The organism is Actinomadura macrotermitis, assembly GCF_009604375.1.
Classification (GTDB): domain Bacteria; phylum Actinomycetota; class Actinomycetes; order Streptosporangiales; family Streptosporangiaceae; genus Spirillospora; species Spirillospora macrotermitis.
On sequence record NZ_WEGH01000005.1, the window covers coordinates 434,028 to 452,876 of the forward strand.

Genomic DNA, 18,849 nt, shown 5'->3' on the forward strand with positions numbered 1-18,849 from the left:
CGTCACGGCGTTGCCCTGCGTTGGTGCGCTCAGGAGTGCCGGACAGGGTTGGGAATCTGTCCGGCGCGCCCCTTGGTGACATCAACGACCGTAACAATCCGTGAACGCGCGCCGCGCAGGGATGGCCGAGCGGCTACCCGCCCCATCGACAGAGGTTCAACACACCCCGCGCTCGTTTGCGGCTAATTGCATGTTGTGAGTGGGTGCCGGTCTGCAGAACCTGACTTGGCGAGGGGGCGGGACTAAGCATCAGCGCGTGGGGATGCCGAGCGACAGATCCAGTTGGCGGTTGCCGTCGCCCTCGTTCCAGGCGTGGTACCGGAGGGCGTCGGGGGACGGGATGCGGAAGGCGTCGCGCAGGGCGGTGACAATCATGGTGGCCAACTGCTGGTAGTCCGAAGTGGTTGCCGGCCAGGAGAGCTCGAACCACCGGTTGCCGCCCCGGTCGGGATCTTGCTGTTGCCAACCGGATTCGGTCAGCATCTGGGTAATGGCCGCTCCGACCCGCGCCCCGGGGGAGGGGGGCGGGCCGGGATCGCCGGGCACTTCCGCGGTGAGATAGTCGGGATACCGCCGGAATTGTGTGAACCCCTTACCGGCAGAACGAAAGCCGGCTTCTTCGATGATCACGACGCCGCCCACCGGCAGGTCACGCAAACAACGGGCCAGGGCAGCGGCGAACATGCTCCACTCGGTCACAGCAGGCCTTGGCGTTCCAGTTCGATGGCTTCGTCGTTGTTCGCCAGCCAGCCGTTGGTGGCCAGTGCGAGATTGATGCGAACCGACCCGGCGATCAGCCTGAGCGTGGCTTCCGGTCCGGCCCAGCGTATTTCGGAGCACGTGCCGGGGAGCTTGGCGGTCGGTGCGCCGAAGGCGGCGGTCAGCGCGGCAGTCATCCGCGCGAACGTGTCGTTGAGCGCGTCCCGGCCGGCATCATCCTGGGACGCGAATCCGGTGACCGGCAGTTCCATCACCTGCACCCGCCCGGCATTGCCCCGCGCAATGCCACTGGCGTGCCCGAACCCGCAGTCGAAGCGGGCCCGGTTTTCCCTGGTGCTGACCATGTTCCAACCGAAATCCGCTGCGAGTCCAGCGAAATCGGAGAACTGCCAGGACCAGCGCAGCTCACGCAGGCGGGTGGCCAAGTCGACGAGGTCGGCGTCGGCCGTGGTGATCAGTTCGCTCATGGCGCATCTGTCCTTTGCTAGAGAGTGCAGCCGCGATCCCGAATAGCTTCCCGCGCCGCAGCCAGGTCTGTGGATGGCAAGGGGATGCCCATCTCGGCCAGAGTGTTAGGGAGCAGGTCGTTCATCGCGTCGGAGTCTTCCGCGAGAAAATCCATCTGGACAAGGCATCCGGCGCTAAGGTTTCCCACCCGAGACTCAACCTCGTCCTTCAACTGCTGCGCGAGGGCGACACGTTGAAGGCCACCCGCCTGGACCGGCTGTCGCGGTCGGGTCCTGCATCTGGCTGTGACGTGACCCGCCGAGTGTCGTTACGCGCCGCTCAGGGGCCAACTGCACGGACCCGAGAAGTGGGCGTCCCATCGGTTGCTGTTCACGGGCCGTAGCCGTGGGGGTTGTTGGGATCGAAGGGGCGGGGCGGCATCGCACCGGGTGGTGGTGGGGCGCTGAACAGCTGTTGGCCGGGGACAGGAGGGGACCCGTAGACCGGCTGACCCGGAGCGGGTGGCGGGGCGAACGGCGGCTGGGCGGGAGCGGGCGCCTGGGGCGCGCCCCAGGCGCCCGGCGGCACGGGCTGTCTTGACCGGTGGGCGGGCTGCTTGGCACCCAACAGCGCGAGCACGGCGGCGACGACCATGGGCAGCAGCAGGCTGAGGATCCGCAGGAGGTTCGGCGAGAGCAGGAAATCCAGGTTGATGCCGAAGCCGATGAGAGCGGGCACCAGGCGGCCGACCTCGCTGACGACCAAAGCCGCACCGGCCGCTGCGAACGGGGCGGCGACCCCTTTGACCCTGACCATGATGAAGGCCAATCCCACGGCCAACCCGGCCAGTAGGGCTGACAGCAATATCGAGACGGCCGCGCCGAACAGGCGGCCGACAACGGCCGCCAGCATGCTAATCACCAGCCCGACGCCACCGCCCAGGACCATCCCCAGGACCAGGGATCGGGCATGGGCAGACGGGCGGACGGGTGGCGGGGCGAACGGGGGCGGGGGGAAGGGCGCGGCCATACGAACATTAAATCGAGCCGCCCCCTCAGAAAGCCAGTCTTGTTCCTCTATGGAAGCCCGTCACGGCCCGAGACCCGGGAGACCGCAAAGAGCGTTGAGTGACGATGGTGGTGCGTACTCGCAGAAATGGCCTGTTCCGCGAAGCTGTGACCTGCACAGACGATCTAGTTTGGGGCTCATCGCAGCTTCCTGGGTCCCGGGCCTGGAGTTGCGGGACGAACGGATATGGGGCGGGGAAGGGTGCGGCCGTAGCGGCATTGAAGCGACCTGCCCCTTCAAAAAGTCAGACTTGTCCTTCTATCGTGACCCTGTGCGTTCATCCGCTATGAGCTTCATGTCCGAGCTGACCGAGCCGCTGGTCCGCCAGGGCTTGGTCGCGCCCGAGGACTTGGTCGGGTGCACCGTCGAAGAGATCGAGACGTTGAAGGAGTCCCAGGGCGTCACGACGCTACCCGCCCGCTACCGGGAGTTCCTGGAGCAAGGGGGCCGCACGCCCTACTGGCTGGCCCACCTGGGCGAGTGGCACTACGAGTGGCTTCTGGAGGCCAAGAACATCGCCCGCGAAATCGTCGAGGACCACGGCGACGACTTCGCTCCCTACGCCGACGCCTTCATCTTCCAGACCCACCAGGGCTACATGTTCCTCTACTTTCGCGCGGCGGACCTGTCTCAGCTTGACCCGCACGTCTGGACTTACACGCAGGGACGGCCAGCCAAGGGCAGTGATCAGCCGTTCACTCAGTGGCTGGGGGATCTGGCCGCCTACCTCCCGCACGCGATCCGGCTTCGCCGCGACCTCGGGCCCCGGTAAGCCCGCGGGGCCACCCATGGACACCTGTGCCGGTATGACCCATCGAAACGAGCCGTGCGGATGACCGCACCCGGATCGAGAAGCCGTGTTCAAGAACTACTCCGATGCCCGTCGTAAGGCCCGCCTCTTCGCCGACTGCGCCGATATCAGCTACGCCGCGGCCCTGCGCCGGCTGAACGACGCCCGCATCGCAGCTGCTGGCCACCAGCACGACGCCACAGAGGGGGTGGGCCTGATCGAGCTGCCCTACAGCGGCGGCCGCGCGGTGAACACCGACCTGGCCGCCCGCCTGGTCGCGGCGGTCAAGGACGGGTGCCGCCACTGCCGGATCGTGTTGTCGGTTGAGGCACTGGACCACCGCCCCACCGTGGCCGCCCTCGCCGGGACGGTGTTCTGGCCCCTGCCCAAGGCGGGGAGAGCGCGAGCCTCCACCGTGCGGTGGCATGCTCTGGCTCGGCGCGCCCACACCGACCGTACCGACTCCGCAGCCGCCGCAGCCGTGTGGGAGGTCGTCGAGGCCATGGATGCCCCGCAGGTGTACGGCCTGCTCGACGACGCACTCCGCCTGTGGGCCGTGATCAAACCCCCGCCCCTTGTCATCCACCACGCAGAGCTCGGCGATGACCCAGGCGGTGAACCCCACTATCAGGTGACCGTCGCGTCCATCAGAGACGGCGGACACAAGGTGCCCGCGCTTGTCCTGGGCCACGAGGCCGGCCGAGCCGGGCTGGCCCACCTGCGCGAGCTCGGCCTACCCGACTGGAACAAGGACAGCTCGCCCGTCACCGATCCCGCATGGCGGCTGAGGGTCAGCATCAGCACCCGCGCGTTGGAGGCGATCGTCCACGTCAACGACGAGGAGGAGGGCGACGACATCGTGCTGTGGAAGGCCGCCAAGCCCGTCCGGCTGCCCGACGGCTGGTGGGACCTGATCGACCGCGTTCAACACGTCGCGGTCTGCGGCCCTACCGCATCAGGCGCCCCCAAACAGCCCGCCCAAGTCGCCGTCATCGCCCGCGTCACCTTCCGCTAGTCGCCGGATACGCAGTGATGGCGATCAAACCACCGCAGACCACGCGGTATCGCCAGCAGCTGAGCGTGTCGAAAGCCAAGAACGACGCGGTCGATGTGCGCATGCCGAGCCGATATCGTCTGCACCGACTCCCACCAGCCGCACCTCGTTACCGGCGACAGCGACCAGGCCGCAGCGATCAAAGTGATGACCTGGACGCGCAAGATGCTGATCTGGGAGCAGACCCAACACGTCACGGTCTTACAAGCCCCCGCCCCTCGCCCTCCCTCCAGGAACCCTGGGCGATTCCTCACAGCGGACCCTCGACGGGACACTGAGCTGGCCGAGATTCCCGTTCAGGGCCGGTTGGAGCCAGCCGGGATGCTCACCTTCACGTGGCGGGCCTGCCGCTGTGGTCGAGTGTGAACCTCAGTTGTCGTCGGCGGAGAGCGCGGCGACCAGACCACCGCCGTGGAAGCGGCGGAACACTGGGAGCGCCCCAAGGCGATCGATGAAGTAGACGGACGTGGGACAAGGAACAGAACGCAAGTCAGCCAGAGCCCCGACGCCTCCTTCGTCTGGAGGCATTCCACTGACAAGCGACCGACACCCGCCAGCGGCACGCCCTGGCCGCGCTGATCGCCCCCGTCTACGACGACCCCGCCACCTCCACCCGCTGGCTCTCCCTGGACCGCGCCGGATTCAAAGAGCTGCTGCACGACGCCGCGGTCGGGGACACCATCCGCATCGCCGATGCCGCCCGCCTGTTCCGCTCGGTCGCCGACATCCTCGCCCTGCGCCCCGTGCTGATCCGCCGCGGCCTGCACCTGCGGGTGGAGTCGGGGCTGCTGTCGGGGATCGACCTGGCCGCCGACGATCCCGGCACCAAGATGATGGTCAACGTGCTGGCCTCGGTGCTGGAGTTCCAGCGCGACATGATCAGCGAGAACACCCGCCAGGGCGTCGCCGCCGCCGAGGGCGCAAGGCCTACCGGGTGTACGCCACCCGCATCACAGCCGCTCAACAGCAGAGGACGCCCGGCAATTAACCACGCCGCCCCGCCGGGCTCACCACCCCTAGCCGTCCTGATCCGCTACCTCGGGCTCGTTTGGGGCTCATGACACGGTTCTTACCGGCACCCCGGGTACAGTCGCTTCCCCCGTGCCGACTATGCCTTTGAACTGGGGGTTTCTAGGTTAAGCAGAGGTGGCTACGTGCGAGCAGGCTTCCTCGACATCAGGTTGCCCGATCGGGTTCGTGTGGTTGCCCGGCGGGTTTCCCGCATGCGGTTCTGCTGTTGAGTGCCAAGTGAAGGTTCGGGACGGCAAGCTAGGAAACCGCTCTGCGTGAGGTGGCTGGCAGGTCGCGTCGTGGTGCCTCTCAGGGTTGCTTGGCGCAGTGGGTAGGTGTGGTGCCAGCCCTGGGAGGCCTGGGTAGCGATAAGCTCACTTATCGCTACCCAGGCTGAGGATCGCGGAGAACCATATGAGTGCCGCTGACCGTCCACCCGCTGTCGACGGCGCATTGGTCACCGCCAGCATCATGCCCGGTGCGAGCGGCGAAGCCAGCAAGGCGATCGAGGCGGAGCACCTGCTGAACGCTGAGGCCGCGCGTCTGGTCGAGGGAGGGCTGGCGGTCAACACCCGCATCGCCTACACCCGTGACTTCGCTGCCTACGCCACCTGGTGCGACCACACCGGACACAACAGCCTGCCCGCCAGCCCGGCGACACTGGCCAACTACGTGGCCCATCTGACCACTCGGCAATACGCCCCGGCCACCATCGACCGAGCCTTGGCCTGTGTCCTGGCCGCGCATGACCACGCTCAGTTGCCCAAGCCCGCCACCACCGCCGCACGGATGGCGCTACGCGCCTACCGTCGCAACCGCGCACAGCAGGGCCACCGCCGGCGCAAGTCACCGCCGATCACCGTAGACACCGCCTTCGGGCGATGGTCGCCGCACTACCACGGGACACCCCCGCCGGGCTCCGTGATCGCGCGTTGCTGGTACTGAGCTTTGCGCGCATGGGCGACGCTCAGAGATCAGCGAGGTCGATATCGGCGACCTCGCCGTTACCGGCGATGGGCTGGAGGTCTACGTTCCCCTCAGTAAGACCAATCAGGACGCCCACGGTGAAACCGTCGCCGTCCCCTACGGCCCCACACCCGATACCTGCCCAGTACGGGTGGTACGCGCCTGGCTGGTCGTCCTGGCCAACGCAGACATCACCAGCGGACCGCTGTTTCGTCCCATCGACCGGCACGGCAACATCGGCGACCGCACTCGCGCCTCGGCCGGGCGCGGTCGACGCGGCCGTCTGACTCCACAGGCAATCAACCTCATCGTCAAGCGCGCCGCGGCCGCGGCCAACCTAGAGCACGCCGACACCTATACCGCGCACGGACTGCGGGCCGGCGGAGCCACCTCCGCCGCCAAGGCAGGAGCGCCCATGTCGGCCATCACCCGACACGGCCGCTGGGCCGACGGCTCCCCCGTAGTGGCCGGATACATCCGACAGGCCGACAAATGGAACGACAACCCCCTCCGCGGCATCGGGCTCTGAACCTGGTACGGAGACCGGGAGAAACAGCTTCGAACTCCCGAAGTCACAGCGAGTCGGGCAGTCGCGAATGACCCGCAGGTTGGCGCCTTGTAGCGAGCCAGCGAAGTCACCTCTACCTGGCCGGGTTTCGGCGGTAACTGATGCGCGTTGGCCGAGGATCGCAACGGTCTCTTGGCTGCCAAGATGCGCTGACCAGCAGCGAAGCGAGCGAAGAGAACAGGCAGGACATAAATACTGTCTGGTCAGATTTGTTCAGCAGGATGACAGTTTCGATGCCCGATCTTCGGTCTCATGGAATCTCGTCCGGTGGTGACGCTGTGGGCAGCGGCGAGTCAGGTTGGTTGAGATCGTCGGCTGGTGTGTGTCTTGTTCAGCCTGGTCTGTGGTGTGGATGGTTGATGTTGTCTCACTCAAAGCATTCTGAGCGGGGTGGAACGGGCTGCCTGCCATCGCTCGATGGCTTCGCGGGCGTAGGGAGGCGTGATCTGATGAGACGATCCGGCAAACGAACCAGATTCATCGAGACGGCAAGGTGCCCAAGTCCCCGTCCTTCGCATGCTTCAACTGGGGTGTAGCCACCTGCTATTCGATCTCGACCCCGCGAGCCCGCGCCAACTCCGTCATCTTGGTCACCACGGTCGCTAGGAAGTCACGGGTTCTGGTCTGGCCCCTCAAGCCCGAAAGGTTCAACTCGGACAGGTGCCCCCTGCAGCCACCATGAGCAACGATGTCGCCATCCGGGGTGACATAGGTGCGGCAGGACGTGGGATACCGGGAGATCCCGCCGGAGTCGAAACGTACATCGCGGATCGGCTGTTCCAAGAACCAGTCGTAGGTGCCGATGCACCACCCGTAGCGGTGCTCTTCCGGGTCTTCGCGGGTGCGGTACTTCCAGATTCCAAAGAACTTCAGGAACCCGATCGGCTCGGTCGTGGTGGCGTGTAGGTACTGCTCGTCGGGGCCGGCCCCGGCTTCAACCAGGGCGCGGGCCAGAGCCTGAATTCGGGCGCGGGCCCGCTCTTCCGCCTCCTCGATCTCGGCCTCCCGGAGGTCCTCCGCGCGAGAACATCCCATACACCAACCCTGCCGCCCACTGTGACGACGCTCAACGTGCGAGCTGCAGAACGCAGCACCGCCCTGAACATGGCATTCAGGGTTCGCACAACGTCCTACCGCTTGGACACCGCAGAGGACGCCCCGATCGTCGCTTTCGCATTCAACTGCCATGGGCCGCCATCCTTTCAGGTTCATAGACCATCCTGCCCGCACGCTTATGGCCCGGGGGCGCCGTCGTCGAGGAATCCCAGCGATCGGCCCTTGTCGGCCAGCGCGAGCTGGGAACCAGCAGGAACCCGGGCCAGAGTCACCGAGATCCGGGCCAGGTTCCTTGGGCGGGTCACCCGAACGGACTACTTAAGGTCGTCCCAGCCCCATGCGGCTGCGGCAGTTCCCTCCGGGGAGCGTCCGAACCGAAACTGCTCCCGATGGCCACCAGCTTGTAGAAACATTTCGAACAATCCAGCAGCCGGCAACCGCTGGGTAAGCATGGCGGTCTGCTCGGCTGTCCCCTCATACTGCAGCGCGTTCAGCAGCTCGTGCACGGCGTACGGGTCGTCGAGGGGGGCGTGAGTGGCGGCGCGTTCAGCCAGCGTGGTGACCTGCTCGACCGCCCCCGCCTCCCGCAGCTCGTCCAACAGGTCGGCGACGGCGCCCGGGTTGTCGAGGGGGACATGGGCGGCGGGGTCGCGGCTCAGCAGCGCGGTGACCTGTTCCCCCGCTCCCGCCTCCCGCAGCGCATTCAGCAGCCGGGTCACGGCCTGCGGGTTGTGGAGGGGGGCGTGGGCGGCGGCGCGTTCAGCCAGCGTGGTGACCTGCTTGACCGCCCCCGCTCTCCGCAGGGCGTCCAGCAGTTCGGCGTCGGCGTCCGGGTTGTCGAAGGGGTCACGGGCGCCGGTATCCGAGTCGTCGAAGGGATCATAAGGGGCTCGGCTCAGCAGCGTGGAGATTTGTTCGTCCGCCCTCACTCTCCGTAGTTCGTCCAGCAGCATGGCCACGGCGCCCGGGTTATCGAGGGGGGTGTGAGTGGCGGCGCGTTCAGCCAGCGCAGTGACCTGTTCAACCGCCCTCACCCTCCACAGATCACCTAGCAGCGTGACCACAGCGCGCGTGTTGTCGAAGGAGACGTGGGCGGCGGCGCGTTCGGCAAACACAGCAACCTGTTCGGCTGTCCCTACCATCCGCAGCGCGTCCAGCAGCTGGGCCACGGCGAACGGGTCATCGAGGGCGGTGTGGGTGGCGGTCCAGTGGGCGGGGCGGTGGTCGGTGGGGTGGAGGGTGTGCAGGTGGGTGAGGAGAGCGAATGCGGTGGTGGAGTCGCCGTGGGCGGTGGCGTTCTTGTGGAGTTGGGCGGCGTGGCGGCGCAGGCCACGCTTCCAGGCGGCGTAACCGAGAGCTGACAGGTCGGCGGGGTGGGCGTGGGTGGTGAGGGCGGTCCAGAAGGGCAGCGGGGGGGATGTGTTCGGTTCGGGTGGTGCGGCCGTGCTGGTCGAGGTAGTCGGCCAGGCGGTAGCCGGCGATGCCCACGCCGTCGTCGGGTGGGACGGGTTGCAGGGGGCGTACGGCGCCGTGCAGGCGGCGGGTGGCGTACTCCCAGGCGCCGGCGGGCCAGCCGTCATGGAGGGCGGCGCGCTGGTCCTCGTCCAGGTAGCCGACGGCGGCGTGCTGCAGCAGGCCGGTCGACAGTAGGTGGGTGTGGCCCATGCGGACGGTGTCGATCGCGGCGGTGATCAGTGCGTGCCCGTGCGGGTTCGCGCCGCGGTTGGCGTAGTGGTCCAGCAGCGCGAACACCCCGGCCAGGTACTGGGTGACCTGCCCGGGCGCGCCCGCGTGTCGGGCGGCGTCGATGGCCTGGCGCAACGCGGCGTCGTCCAGCAGCCCCGCACGCTCCAGCTCGGGCGCGGTGAAGTGATCGGGGATGTCGATCCTGGCGCCGCGGGCGGGATCGGCCTCGCCGGGGCCGCAGCCGGTCAGGTCAGGCAGCGGTTCCAGCAGGGTGCGGGTGGCGCGGGCGGGGTCGGGCCGGCCTGGGCCGGTGTGGCAGGGGGCGGTGTAGGCGTCCCAGAAATCGGGCCACAGCGCGGTGAGCACGATGACGTGGTCGCGGCCGGTCAGCAGCTCGGCCAGGCAGTCCAGGGCATGAGGGCCGGCCGGGTCGTCGGCGTAGTGGCGCAGTTCGTTGAGCCACAGCACCGTCCCGCGCGGCACGCCCTGCTCGATCAGCCGGGCCAGCCGGCCAGCCGAGGCGGGGTAGAGCAGCGGCCGGTCGGGCAGGCGCGCCCGTACGGCCTGGTAGGCGGCGCGGGTCTTGCCGGTGGAGGACCCGCCGCGCAGCACCACCAGCCGGTTGGCCGCCACCGCCGGGTCCAGCAGCGCGTACAGCAGATGGTCGTGAGCGCGCCGCACATACGCCGGCAGCGGGCCGCCGCCGATCGCCTGGTGCACCCCTAACGCCACCGGATCCCAGTCGCCGACCCTGCGAATCGCGCTCCCACCCGCTGAGGACGCAGGTGCCGTGCGGCGATCGCCGGAGGGCGGGCCGCCCAGGGGCTGGCGGGAGTCACGGGACTGCTTGGCCTCGGCCAGCAACTCCACCCAGCCCTCGACCGTCCCCGGCAATCCGCCCTCGCCGGCACCGGCGCGCTGGGCGGTGTGGTCCAGGCACAGCTGGACCACCTCCAGCAGCGGCCCGGTCCCGGTCGGCAGATGCGCGCCCTTGCGCCAGTCGTACAGCGACGCCCGGCCCATCACCCCCGGCAGCGCGGCCACCACCTGATCCACCGACAGGCCAGCGGCCCTCAACAACGCGGTGAACGCCGCCCCGAAGTCCTCGGGCGTCCGTGGTGACGCCATCGCCGCACCCCTCCCCGGGCCGGATGTCCGAACCCTTCGGATTGTGCCCGTACGTTGGACATCTTGTCCGGCCTGCACCTGGATCGGCGCTTATCCGACCTTCCCGCAGCCCCTCCTGGACAGCGCCGGATCCGGCCCACTCTGCCGTCATGACCACCTACGACACCGGCACCGGACACCACCCGGCCACTCTGTTTCAGGAGGCGTCGTGCTGACCACTGTTCTGGCCGGCCTGGCCGCCGCCGTGCTCATCGTGGGTGCGGCCGCGCGCATCCCCGCCGCCCTTGCCGACTTCCTGCGCGCCTGCCTGCCCGTCGTCCACGCCGCCCGCGAACTCCACCACGCCCTCACCCACCCCGACGCCCCTCCCCCGGCAGTGCTGCCCGCGTCCGCATCAGGGCAGGACGCCGAGCGATAGCAAGCTTGCGCCGAGCTGGGCAGGGGGCCCGTCTTCTGCACGGTTGCGCCACAGCGCAGGCACTAGCTTCGAGGAAACCCGGTCAGTCCATCTGCTCTGAAGCGAGCCACCGTTCTCGTCCCCCGGCTGGCTGGTCGTCAACTGCCCGCCCATGTGATCTGGTCTCGCGCGCGGCCGGGCAGTCCATGCTCAACGCTGACTGCGAGATGCAGCGCGTCGGCGCTGCTGGGTGGGCGTTATCGCGTGGGAGTGGAGGGCTTGTCGAGGCCGTGGGTGGTGACCAGTTGCGCGGTGCCGTCGGCAAGCCGGTAGGACAGGCCCGCCACCGCGGCCTGGCCGGTGGCTACGCGCTCGGCGAGAACGCTGGAGCGCTCGAGCAGCAGGTCGACGGTGTGCCGGATGTGCTGGTGCAGGATCTGTTCGGGCTGGTGGTGTCCGGCGGCGCGGGCCGCCAGCACGCTCGGGGTGACCCGTTCGACGACATCGCGCACGAATCCGGTCGGGATCGTGCCGCCTTGCAAGGTGGCCTGAGCGGCTGCGATCGCACCGCAGGAGTCGTGGCCCAGTACCACCACCAGCGGGCAGTTCAACACGGCCACCCCGTATTCGATGCTGCCCAGCACCTCGGCTCCCAGCACATGGCCGGCGGTGCGGACCACGAACAGGTCCCCCAGTCCCCGATCGAAGATGATCTCTGCGGCGAGGCGGGAATCGGAGCATCCGAACAGCACGGCGAACGGGTTCTGTTCCGGCGCGGTGCCGGTGCGGCGGACGGCGTCCTGGTTGGGGTGCTCGGGCGTATCGGCGACGAATCGCCGGTTGCCGGCCAGCAGCATTTCCAAGGCGTCACCGGGGCTCGGCGGCAGGGCGTCGATCATGGCCACAGGCTACGGCCCGGCTCGGCCGCGCCGCCTGCCGGGGGTACGGACAGGGAGTTGATCGTGTTCTACCGCCGACGGGTGGACAGGAAGGTGCACGTAGTCGGCTCTAGAGCCGAGCCGACCATGTGGCCTGTCCGGCAGCCACTCGACGATCTCGCACCCGTGTCTCCCTGATGGCGGCCGACCCGGCCGCATCATCACCTGATCGGGGAGTCGGAAGGCCGGCGTCACCAAGTACGTCCGGGGCGGTGACGGGGCAGAACTATTTGGCGTGCCGGTAAGGAGCATGTCATAAGACCCAAGCCGTGTTCGGCATGGTCGATGCTGTCCGGCTATGACGCGCCTCCCGATGCACGTCGACGAGCAAGCACGAGATTGCCCACACGTCGCCTCCAAACTGCGGCTCGACCGCTGCGGCGGTCCGGTTCCAGATAGCCGGACCAGGCTGGTTCCGGTCCGACGGCGCGGTGTCGGGCAGGACCTGATCCCCGCAACCTCGCGGTGGCGGCGATCAGTGGCCCGCTGTGGCGCGCAGGGCGGAGGCGAAGGTGCGCAGCGCCCTGCGCGCGGCGGGCTCGGACGGGCGTGATTGCAGGACGACGCTGCGAGTGGGCAGTGGGGGGAGGCCGAGTGATTCGCCCATGTCCATGGTGCCGGGTGGGGCCACGCGCGGGCTGAGCGCCGCCACGGCCAAGCCTGCTGCCACCGCCGCGCCGATGGTCGCGATGCCGCCGCCCACGAACACCTCTTGCCAGGCGATGCCCGCTTCGTTCAGCGCGGTCACCGCCATCTCGTGCACACGGCATGACTCGGCCTGCAGGGCGAGGCGCAGAGGCTCGCCGGAACGGTGTTGGAAGTCGGATGAGGCCATCCAGCCGAAGGTCTCCTCCATCAGGACTTCACCGTCGGTGCGGCGGCCCTCGTGGCGCAGCACGATGGCCGCGTCCAGCGCACCGCTGTCGAACAGGTCAAGGAGCTCCCATGAGCCGGCGATGCTCACCTCCAGCGTCAGGTCCGGTTCTGCCCGCCCTATCTGGCGCAGGAGGTGGGGCAGTTCGGCGCCGACGACGTGGTGGCTCATGCCGATCGACAGGCGTTGCCGCTGGACGCCGAAGGAGCCCAGCGCGTCCGCGTGGGCGGCCAGCAGTTCACGTGCGGGCCCGAGGAAGGCGGCGCCGTCGTGCGACAGGCGGACCAGGCGGGGCGTGCGGTCCAGCAAGCGGCGGCCCAAGGCGTCCTCCAGCCGTTTGATCTTCAGGCTCACGGCGGACTGCGTGGAGTCCATCGCCTCCGCCGCACGCGTGAAGCTCTTCAGTTCGGCGGTCAGCACGAAGGCATGCACGGCGTCCAGGGCGAGCATCTTCATCGTCACACCGATCATTGAAATATTTAATGACTGAAATATAGTAAGATGGCTTTTTTGAATGATCAAGTGATGGCTACGCTGCGAACCGTCCCGAGGAACGGAGCCAGACCATGCCCTTGGTCCAAGTGTCGTTGCGGCGAGGCAAGCCCGCCGAGTACCACCAAGCCCTCTTCGAGGGCGTCTACCGCGCCATGCGCGAGACCTTCGACGTGCCGGAAGACGACCGCTTCATGACGATCACCGAGCACGACGACAGCACCTTCAGCGTCAGCCCCACCTATTACGGCGTCGAACGGAGCGACGAGGCGGTCATCATCCGGATCACCGCCAACAACACGCGCGACCTCGCCCAGAAGCAGGCGCTCTACCTGCGCATCGTCGAACTGCTGCAGGCGAACCCCGGCGTGCGTCCCGAAGACGTGTTCATCAATCTTGTGGAAGTACTGCCGGAGAACTGGTCGTTCGGCAATGGCATCGCGCAGTACGCGGTGCAGCAGGGCTGAGGGGAACGGTTCGCCCCGCGCCTTCCGAGTTCCAGCGCCACGTGACGGTGCCATATTGCGCCGTCACTGGTCGTGAACAGTTTGGACGTATCTCCGGAGCCCGGTCAGCCGGAGGCTAATCAACATCTGAACCGCCTGTTCGAGCACAAGGGCGATCCGGGAGACCAACGTCTCCGCCAGCACCAACGCCAGGGCGGAATCGGAGCCTCCCTGGCATACCTGTGGAACTCCTAACTGGGCTCTCTCCCATCGGTCTCTTCCGGCTCTTGAGGTCGCCCGTCACCCTCAAGTGGAAACTGATGACAAGCGGGCCGGGTGTTGTCGGCTGTACGCCGATTCGCGCTGTCCCGATGGGCAGGTGGGTGGCGGTGCCGCAGTCGTAGGAGCCGTCCCGGACAGTCACGAGAGATCGAAGGGGGCGGGGAAGTGGCCTTCCCAGATCTGGCGGGATGCCTGTTCGGGGTAGGGCAGAGTCTTCGATTCGGTGTCCAGGACGCGGGTGAGGTGCTCGCCGGGCCGGTGGGCGGACCAGCCCGCATCGCCGGTGGTGACGAAGCGGACCCATGCCTCCTGGAGTTCGCGGGAGAGCGCGACGGCCTCGGGAGCGGCCTCCTCGCCGATGAGTTGGGTGCCGACGGGGCTGTCCAATGTGCCGAACGCCAGGGGCACGTCGAGGCTGTGGCAGGCGCCCAGGATGCCGCCGAGGGCCGGGGCGACCCAGCACAGTTCGAACAGGTACGAGGTGCCGCCGGCTGCGGCGTTCGCCTCGGCCAGCTTCTGTGACGGCATGCGGAAGAGGGCGTCGGAGTACACCGTCTCCACCAGTTCCTCCGGGCCTGCCTGCGGGAACGCGGCACGGTAGGCCCGCGTGCCGTCCGGCTGCGGGGCGTGCAGTTCCAGGACCGCGTGGGCGTCCTCCTCGGTGAAGGTGCCGTACCTTCCGCCCATGACGCTGAAGGACCGGAATTCGTCCCGAGTGTGGCCGACGAGCAGTTCGGTCCCGCTCGCACGTGCGCCGGTCAGCGCGGGCCAGGGTGTTTCCGGGAGGACCTCGCCGTCGACGACGGGGCACAGCGCGGTGCCGGTCTCCGTGAGGCGTCCCCAGCTCTCCCGGTGCGCGTGGAGGCCGGCGTTGAAGGAGGTGAGCTCGGCGGCCAGGCGCCATGGGTCGATGTCGCGCAGGGCTTCGGCGGTGGGGGCCGCCGCGCCGAGCCGGTCCGCGAACGCGGCGGTGACCTGCCGTGCCAGCGCGGGGGTGCTGTGCAGCCCCGGCACCGAATGGGCGATGGCCCGCCGGAACAAGCCGCGCGCGGACTTCATCGTCAGCAGGGCGGCGACCGAGCCCGCCCCGGCGGACTGCCCGCCCACGGTGACCCGGCCGGGGTCGCCCCCGAAGGCGGCGATGTTGCGCTGCACCCACTCCAGCGCCGCGATCTGGTCGAGGAATCCGCGGTTGGGCGGCGCGTCGTCGAGGAACGCGAATCCCTCCGCGCCCACGCGGCAGTTGATGGTCACCACGACGACTCCCGCCTCGGCCAGCGCCGCCGGGTCGTACATCGGGTCGCTCGACAACGCCGAGAGGTAGCCGCCCACGGGGATCCACACCAGCACCGGCAGCCCCGCCGCGCCGGGATCCGGAGTGCCGACGTCGAGCGTCAGCCAGTCGGTGCCCCGCGGGGGCACGTCGACCGGCAGGGACAGCGGCACCACGGGGCCGAACTCGACCGCCTGCCTCGTCCCCTCCCAGCGGTGCGGCGGCGCGGGCGCGGCGAAGCGGAGCGTTCCGACCGGGGGCCGGGCGTAGGGGATGCCGCGGAATACCGCGTGCCCCTGCCGCCGGCGCCCCTGCACCACGCCTTCCGTGGTCCGTACCTTCGGCTGCTCGGACATGACGGTTCCTTCCCTGGAGTGGCCTCCAGGTTTATAGGTCAGCTGTATTATGTCAACTGTATTGAAACAGTCCCAGGTGCGAGGGAAGGGCCGGCGATGCCGAAACAGGTGGACCACCGCGGACGCCGCGAAGCGATTGCCCGCGCACTGTGGCGGGTGGTGGAGCAGCGCGGCGTCGCACAACTGACGATGCGCATGGTGGCGCAGGAGGCGGGCATGTCACTCGGGCAGCTGCAGCACTACTTCGCCTCCCGGGCCGCCATGCTGTCCTTCGCCATGGACTTCGCGTCCGAGCAGACCTCGGTGCGCGTACACCAGGGGCTCGAAAAGCTCGGTGACCGTCCGCACCCCCGTGACGTGCTGCGACTGACGCTCGCGGAAATGCTCCCCCTGCATGCCGACGCCCGCGCGACCAGCCGGATGAGCGCCGCCTACGTCCTGGAGGCGCTGCACGACGAGGCCGTGCACGAGCAGGCGCGCCGCGGCCTCCTGCAAGGGCGGGCCCTCGTCGAGCAGTTGGTCCGCCAGGCGATCGCCGATGGGCACATCGACTCCGGCCGCGACCCGGCGATCGAGACCAACCTGCTCCTCGCCCTCACCGGCTTCACCCCCCTGATCGAACTTGGCGTGATCGAGCCCCAGGACGCACTCGGCGCGATCGACGTGCATCTGGACCGGCTGTTCAGGAGTACGTGACCCGTCCCCGGACACGGGAGCCGGGTGGAGACGAGATCAGCTCTGGTCCGGCCGCCCCCGGCCTGGCCCACGGCGCCGAACGCGACGCGAATGAAGATCGATCAGGTCGCTTCCTTCTCAATGCGCCATTCCAGATGGGGACGCAGCACCGCCCCTACATCGGCAGGCTGTTCCAGCGTCGCGTCGGCCAGGTGCCGAGCCTGCGACAGTTCGGCCGGAAGGGGCCGCCGATCGACACGTCCACCTGGCACACGAGCACCGACGTACCTCACCAACTTCCTTGTTGGACGAGGCAGTGGAATCGTCGAGTCCCTGGAGGAGATGCGCCCTCTGCGCGCTGATCCGGTACAGCCAAGGCACATCTCTACCTGGCCCGGTGCTGGGCGCGGGCCGCAGCGCTGATTGCGAGCGCCGACGCCGACGCCATGACCTCCTTCTGGAGTGCTCCGGCCGCACACCTAGAACCGGGAATCGGCATCGGAGTCCTTGGCGATCCGCTCCAGCGCTTACACCGCGGCGATGCGCACCTCCCGCTTGCCGGGGGCCAGTTGCTCGGCTGCCTTGATGTACTGGTCGGTGACCTGGCCCTGCTGCGCGATGGCGACATTCTCCCGTGCCGTCCGCTTCCCACTGCCGGTGGAGTTCCTGTGCGCCGCAGCCCTCGGCTACTGCGGTCCGGCCGAGCAGGCACAGGCGCCGGCGAACTGGTTCGAGGAAGCGCTGGACTACGCTCCCCAGCCACTGTCGGGCGCCGCCGCGGCCCTCGACCTCGTGAGGACGGCATGACCATGGGTGCCAGCACCGGCTACCAACTGGCCGACTACCTCGACCAGCACGCCCGAACTGACCGCTACGAACAGCTCCCCCGCACGGTTTCTGGACCGCCGCCGCACACGGCCACCTCGTCGCCGTCGAAAAACTGGTCGTCCACCTGCACGCATTGCACCCGGCCGACCACCGCCCTGCCCACTACGCCGCCGCCCATGTCGCCCTTGGCGGCATGACGGAGGACAGGTCACCTGTCCGCGCCAGCGTCCGGGGACTACAGGGCCTCTTCGTTCTGCACCGAGGCGTGCGGGGTGTCGCCGGCGCGGCAGGGCCTGCCGGTGAGCATGTTGGTGCCGGCATTGGCGATGACCGAGTCGAGCCGGTCGCGCGTGCCGGTCAGGTCGGCGATATGCCTGTCGATGTGGTCGCGTTGGGCGGCCAGGCGGGTGAGCAGTTCGGGCGTGGCGCGGCCGTCCACGACGCAGGGGATGAGATCGGCGATGGTCTTGCTGGACAGCCCGGCGGCGTACAACTGCTGGATGAGCCGGACCCGGTCGACCGCGCTGTCAGGGTAGTGGCGCTGACCGCTGGAGCTGCGTTCGGCGGCGAGGAGGCCCTGCTGCTCGTAGTACCGCAGGGACCGGACGCTGACGCCCGCCTTGACGGCGAGTTCCCCGATACGCATATCCGGCCCCTCCGTGATGTGTGGCACACCCCTTGCCTCTGACATCGATGTCAGGTTTTAGCGTACCCGGTGTGAGGCCGATCCCCTGCTTCCCGCTCTGGCCGCGAACAGCCGGCGACCGGCCACCGCACAACCCACGGTTGGAGACATCCATGACCACTTCGGCTACCGCGCAGACGGATCTCACCGGTGGCATCGCCGCCTCCCCGATCGTCTCGGTGAAGCCGATCGTGCTGCCCGCCCCCGAGCGCGGCGAGGACCTGCATGTGCGCCTGTCCGCACCGGTCACCGGGCGCGACCTGCCGATCATCTTGTTCGCGCACGGGTACGGCTCCCATCTGGACGGCTACGCACCTCTGATCGACTACTGGGCCGCGCATGGCTTCGTGGTGGTCCAGGCCACCCACCTGGACTCCAGGAGGTCGGGTCTCGCCGCGGACGACCCCCGCCGGCTCCGGACGTGGCGGATCCGGGTCGCCGATATGAAGCGCGTCCTCGACGGTCTCGACGTGCTGGAAGCGGCCGTCCCCGGCCTGGCCGGACGCCTGGACCGCAGCCGCATCGCCGCGGCCGGGCACTCCTTCGGCGGTCACACCGCCGCAATGCTGCTGGGCCTGCGCGTCACCGACCCGCAGACCGGAGCCGCCGACGACCTGTCCGATCCTCGGGTCGCGGCGGGCGTCCTGCTGGCCACGGCCGGAGAGGGCGGCGACCATCTGACCCCCTACGCCATCGAGAACCTCCCCTGGTTGCGGAAGGTGGACTTCTCCCACCTCACCGCCCCGGCCCTGGTGGTCGCCGGCGGCAACGACCACCTCCCGCTGACCACCCGGGGACCGGAATGGACCACCGAGCCCTACACCCGCAGCCCCGGCGATAAGAGCCTGCTCACCGTCTTCGGCGGCGAGCACTTCCTCGGCGGCATCTCCGGCTACGACGCCGCCGAGACCACCGACGAGAACCCCGAACGCGTCGCCCTCGTCCAGCAGGTCACCCTCGCCTACCTGCGCCACGTCCTCGGCCTCGACAGTTCAACTTGGACCGCGGCGCAAGCGGCCCTCACCGGCGCCTCGCACCCGATGGGACGACTCGAATCCAAATGAGGCGCCGTAAGGGCAGAGCGGAGAGAACACCTCGAACCGGCGCGA

At 68.6% G+C, this 18,849-nt stretch carries 20 protein-coding genes and 1 pseudogene; 11 read left to right on the forward strand and 10 right to left on the reverse strand.

The window, feature by feature from the left end; genetic code table 11:
* Nucleotides 1-249 precede the first annotated feature (249 nt).
* The gene (locus tag ACRB68_RS34790; RefSeq protein ID WP_153540131.1) at nt 250-699 is read right to left on the reverse strand and encodes a TY-Chap domain-containing protein; all 450 of its coding nucleotides are present in this window, start codon (nt 697-699) and stop codon (nt 250-252) included.
* On the reverse strand, nt 696-1,187 hold the full coding sequence (locus tag ACRB68_RS34795; protein ID WP_153540133.1) for a DUF6301 family protein: 492 nt from the start codon (nt 1,185-1,187) through the stop codon (nt 696-698). Before ACRB68_RS34795 ends, ACRB68_RS34790 begins: the two co-directional genes overlap by 4 nt.
* 14 nt (nt 1,188-1,201) lie before the next feature.
* Here ACRB68_RS34795 and ACRB68_RS42910 point away from each other — a divergent pair, with 14 nt between their 5' ends.
* Entirely contained in the window at nt 1,202-1,570 is a 369-nt protein-coding gene (locus ACRB68_RS42910; RefSeq protein WP_153540135.1) for a recombinase family protein, read from the forward strand.
* On the opposite strand, the gene ACRB68_RS34805 is transcribed toward ACRB68_RS42910, so the two are convergent.
* Nucleotides 1,558-2,079 (reverse strand): hypothetical protein, encoded by a 522-nt coding sequence (locus ACRB68_RS34805; RefSeq protein WP_153540137.1) that lies wholly within the window; start codon nt 2,077-2,079, stop codon nt 1,558-1,560. The two genes, ACRB68_RS42910 and ACRB68_RS34805, sit on opposite strands and share 13 nt — an antisense overlap.
* 451 nt (nt 2,080-2,530) lie before the next feature.
* On the opposite strand from ACRB68_RS34805, the gene ACRB68_RS34810 reads away from it, so the two are divergent.
* The 5 genes and pseudogenes from ACRB68_RS34810 (at nt 2,531) to ACRB68_RS34830 (ending at nt 6,585) form a co-directional block, all read left to right on the forward strand.
* Complete coding sequence (locus ACRB68_RS34810; RefSeq protein WP_153540139.1) at nt 2,531-3,007, forward strand: SMI1/KNR4 family protein; 477 nt, start codon at nt 2,531-2,533, stop codon at nt 3,005-3,007.
* 85 nt (nt 3,008-3,092) lie between these two features.
* Nucleotides 3,093-4,040, forward strand: coding sequence for a hypothetical protein (locus tag ACRB68_RS34815; protein WP_153540141.1), 948 nt, complete (start codon nt 3,093-3,095; stop codon nt 4,038-4,040).
* A gap of 599 nt (nt 4,041-4,639) precedes the next feature.
* Nucleotides 4,640-5,140, forward strand: a pseudogene (locus ACRB68_RS34820) (recombinase family protein); the annotation flags it as partial.
* Between the two features lie 364 nt (nt 5,141-5,504).
* Nucleotides 5,505-6,035, forward strand: a complete 531-nt coding sequence (locus ACRB68_RS34825; protein ID WP_153540145.1) for a site-specific integrase — start codon at nt 5,505-5,507, stop codon at nt 6,033-6,035.
* 28 nt (nt 6,036-6,063) lie between these two features.
* Complete coding sequence (locus ACRB68_RS34830; RefSeq protein WP_328595245.1) at nt 6,064-6,585, forward strand: tyrosine-type recombinase/integrase; 522 nt, start codon at nt 6,064-6,066, stop codon at nt 6,583-6,585.
* Nucleotides 6,586-7,167: 582 nt separating this feature from the next.
* Here the strand turns inward: ACRB68_RS34830 and ACRB68_RS34835 are convergent.
* The 3 genes from ACRB68_RS34835 to ACRB68_RS34845 form a co-directional block, all read right to left on the reverse strand.
* Nucleotides 7,168-7,659, reverse strand: a complete 492-nt coding sequence (locus tag ACRB68_RS34835) for a hypothetical protein (RefSeq protein WP_153540147.1) — start codon at nt 7,657-7,659, stop codon at nt 7,168-7,170.
* Nucleotides 7,660-7,994: 335 nt separating this feature from the next.
* Nucleotides 7,995-8,849, reverse strand: coding sequence for a hypothetical protein (locus ACRB68_RS34840; protein ID WP_153540148.1), 855 nt, complete (start codon nt 8,847-8,849; stop codon nt 7,995-7,997).
* A 10-nt stretch (nt 8,850-8,859) separates the two neighbouring features.
* Nucleotides 8,860-10,494, reverse strand: a complete 1,635-nt coding sequence (locus tag ACRB68_RS34845) for a hypothetical protein (protein ID WP_153540150.1) — start codon at nt 10,492-10,494, stop codon at nt 8,860-8,862.
* A gap of 208 nt (nt 10,495-10,702) precedes the next feature.
* Here ACRB68_RS34845 and ACRB68_RS34850 point away from each other — a divergent pair, with 208 nt between their 5' ends.
* Nucleotides 10,703-10,912, forward strand: coding sequence for a hypothetical protein (locus ACRB68_RS34850; RefSeq protein ID WP_153540152.1), 210 nt, complete (start codon nt 10,703-10,705; stop codon nt 10,910-10,912).
* A gap of 236 nt (nt 10,913-11,148) precedes the next feature.
* Here the strand turns inward: ACRB68_RS34850 and ACRB68_RS34855 are convergent, their stop codons facing one another.
* Nucleotides 11,149-11,790 carry a carbonic anhydrase gene (locus tag ACRB68_RS34855; RefSeq protein WP_153540154.1) on the reverse strand — a complete coding sequence of 214 codons (642 nt, stop codon included), beginning with the start codon at nt 11,788-11,790 and terminating at the stop codon, nt 11,149-11,151.
* A 514-nt stretch (nt 11,791-12,304) separates the two neighbouring features.
* A complete protein-coding gene (locus ACRB68_RS34860; protein ID WP_207709931.1) occupies nt 12,305-13,174 on the reverse strand; it encodes a LysR family transcriptional regulator in 870 nt (289 codons plus the stop codon).
* A 95-nt stretch (nt 13,175-13,269) separates the two neighbouring features.
* On the opposite strand from ACRB68_RS34860, the gene ACRB68_RS34865 reads away from it, so the two are divergent.
* Nucleotides 13,270-13,662 carry a tautomerase family protein gene (locus ACRB68_RS34865; RefSeq protein WP_153540156.1) on the forward strand — a complete coding sequence of 131 codons (393 nt, stop codon included), beginning with the start codon at nt 13,270-13,272 and terminating at the stop codon, nt 13,660-13,662.
* A 399-nt stretch (nt 13,663-14,061) separates the two neighbouring features.
* On the opposite strand, the gene ACRB68_RS34870 is transcribed toward ACRB68_RS34865, so the two are convergent.
* Nucleotides 14,062-15,552: a carboxylesterase/lipase family protein gene (locus ACRB68_RS34870; protein WP_153540158.1), complete on the reverse strand. Its 1,491-nt coding sequence runs from the start codon at nt 15,550-15,552 to the stop codon at nt 14,062-14,064.
* A 96-nt stretch (nt 15,553-15,648) separates the two neighbouring features.
* Between ACRB68_RS34870 and ACRB68_RS34875 the strand changes: the two genes are divergently transcribed.
* Both ACRB68_RS34875 and ACRB68_RS34880 read left to right on the forward strand, forming a co-directional pair.
* On the forward strand, nt 15,649-16,248 hold the full coding sequence (locus tag ACRB68_RS34875; RefSeq protein WP_153540160.1) for a TetR/AcrR family transcriptional regulator: 600 nt from the start codon (nt 15,649-15,651) through the stop codon (nt 16,246-16,248).
* Nucleotides 16,249-16,734: 486 nt separating this feature from the next.
* Nucleotides 16,735-17,034 carry a hypothetical protein gene (locus ACRB68_RS34880; RefSeq protein ID WP_194293563.1) on the forward strand — a complete coding sequence of 100 codons (300 nt, stop codon included), beginning with the start codon at nt 16,735-16,737 and terminating at the stop codon, nt 17,032-17,034.
* 256 nt (nt 17,035-17,290) lie between these two features.
* On the opposite strand, the gene ACRB68_RS34885 is transcribed toward ACRB68_RS34880, so the two are convergent.
* Nucleotides 17,291-17,701, reverse strand: a complete 411-nt coding sequence (locus ACRB68_RS34885; RefSeq protein WP_153540164.1) for a MerR family transcriptional regulator — start codon at nt 17,699-17,701, stop codon at nt 17,291-17,293.
* Between the two features lie 152 nt (nt 17,702-17,853).
* Between ACRB68_RS34885 and ACRB68_RS34890 the strand changes: the two genes are divergently transcribed.
* On the forward strand, nt 17,854-18,804 hold the full coding sequence (locus tag ACRB68_RS34890) for an alpha/beta hydrolase family protein (RefSeq protein WP_153540166.1): 951 nt from the start codon (nt 17,854-17,856) through the stop codon (nt 18,802-18,804).
* The last annotated feature ends 45 nt before the right edge of the window (nt 18,805-18,849 follow it).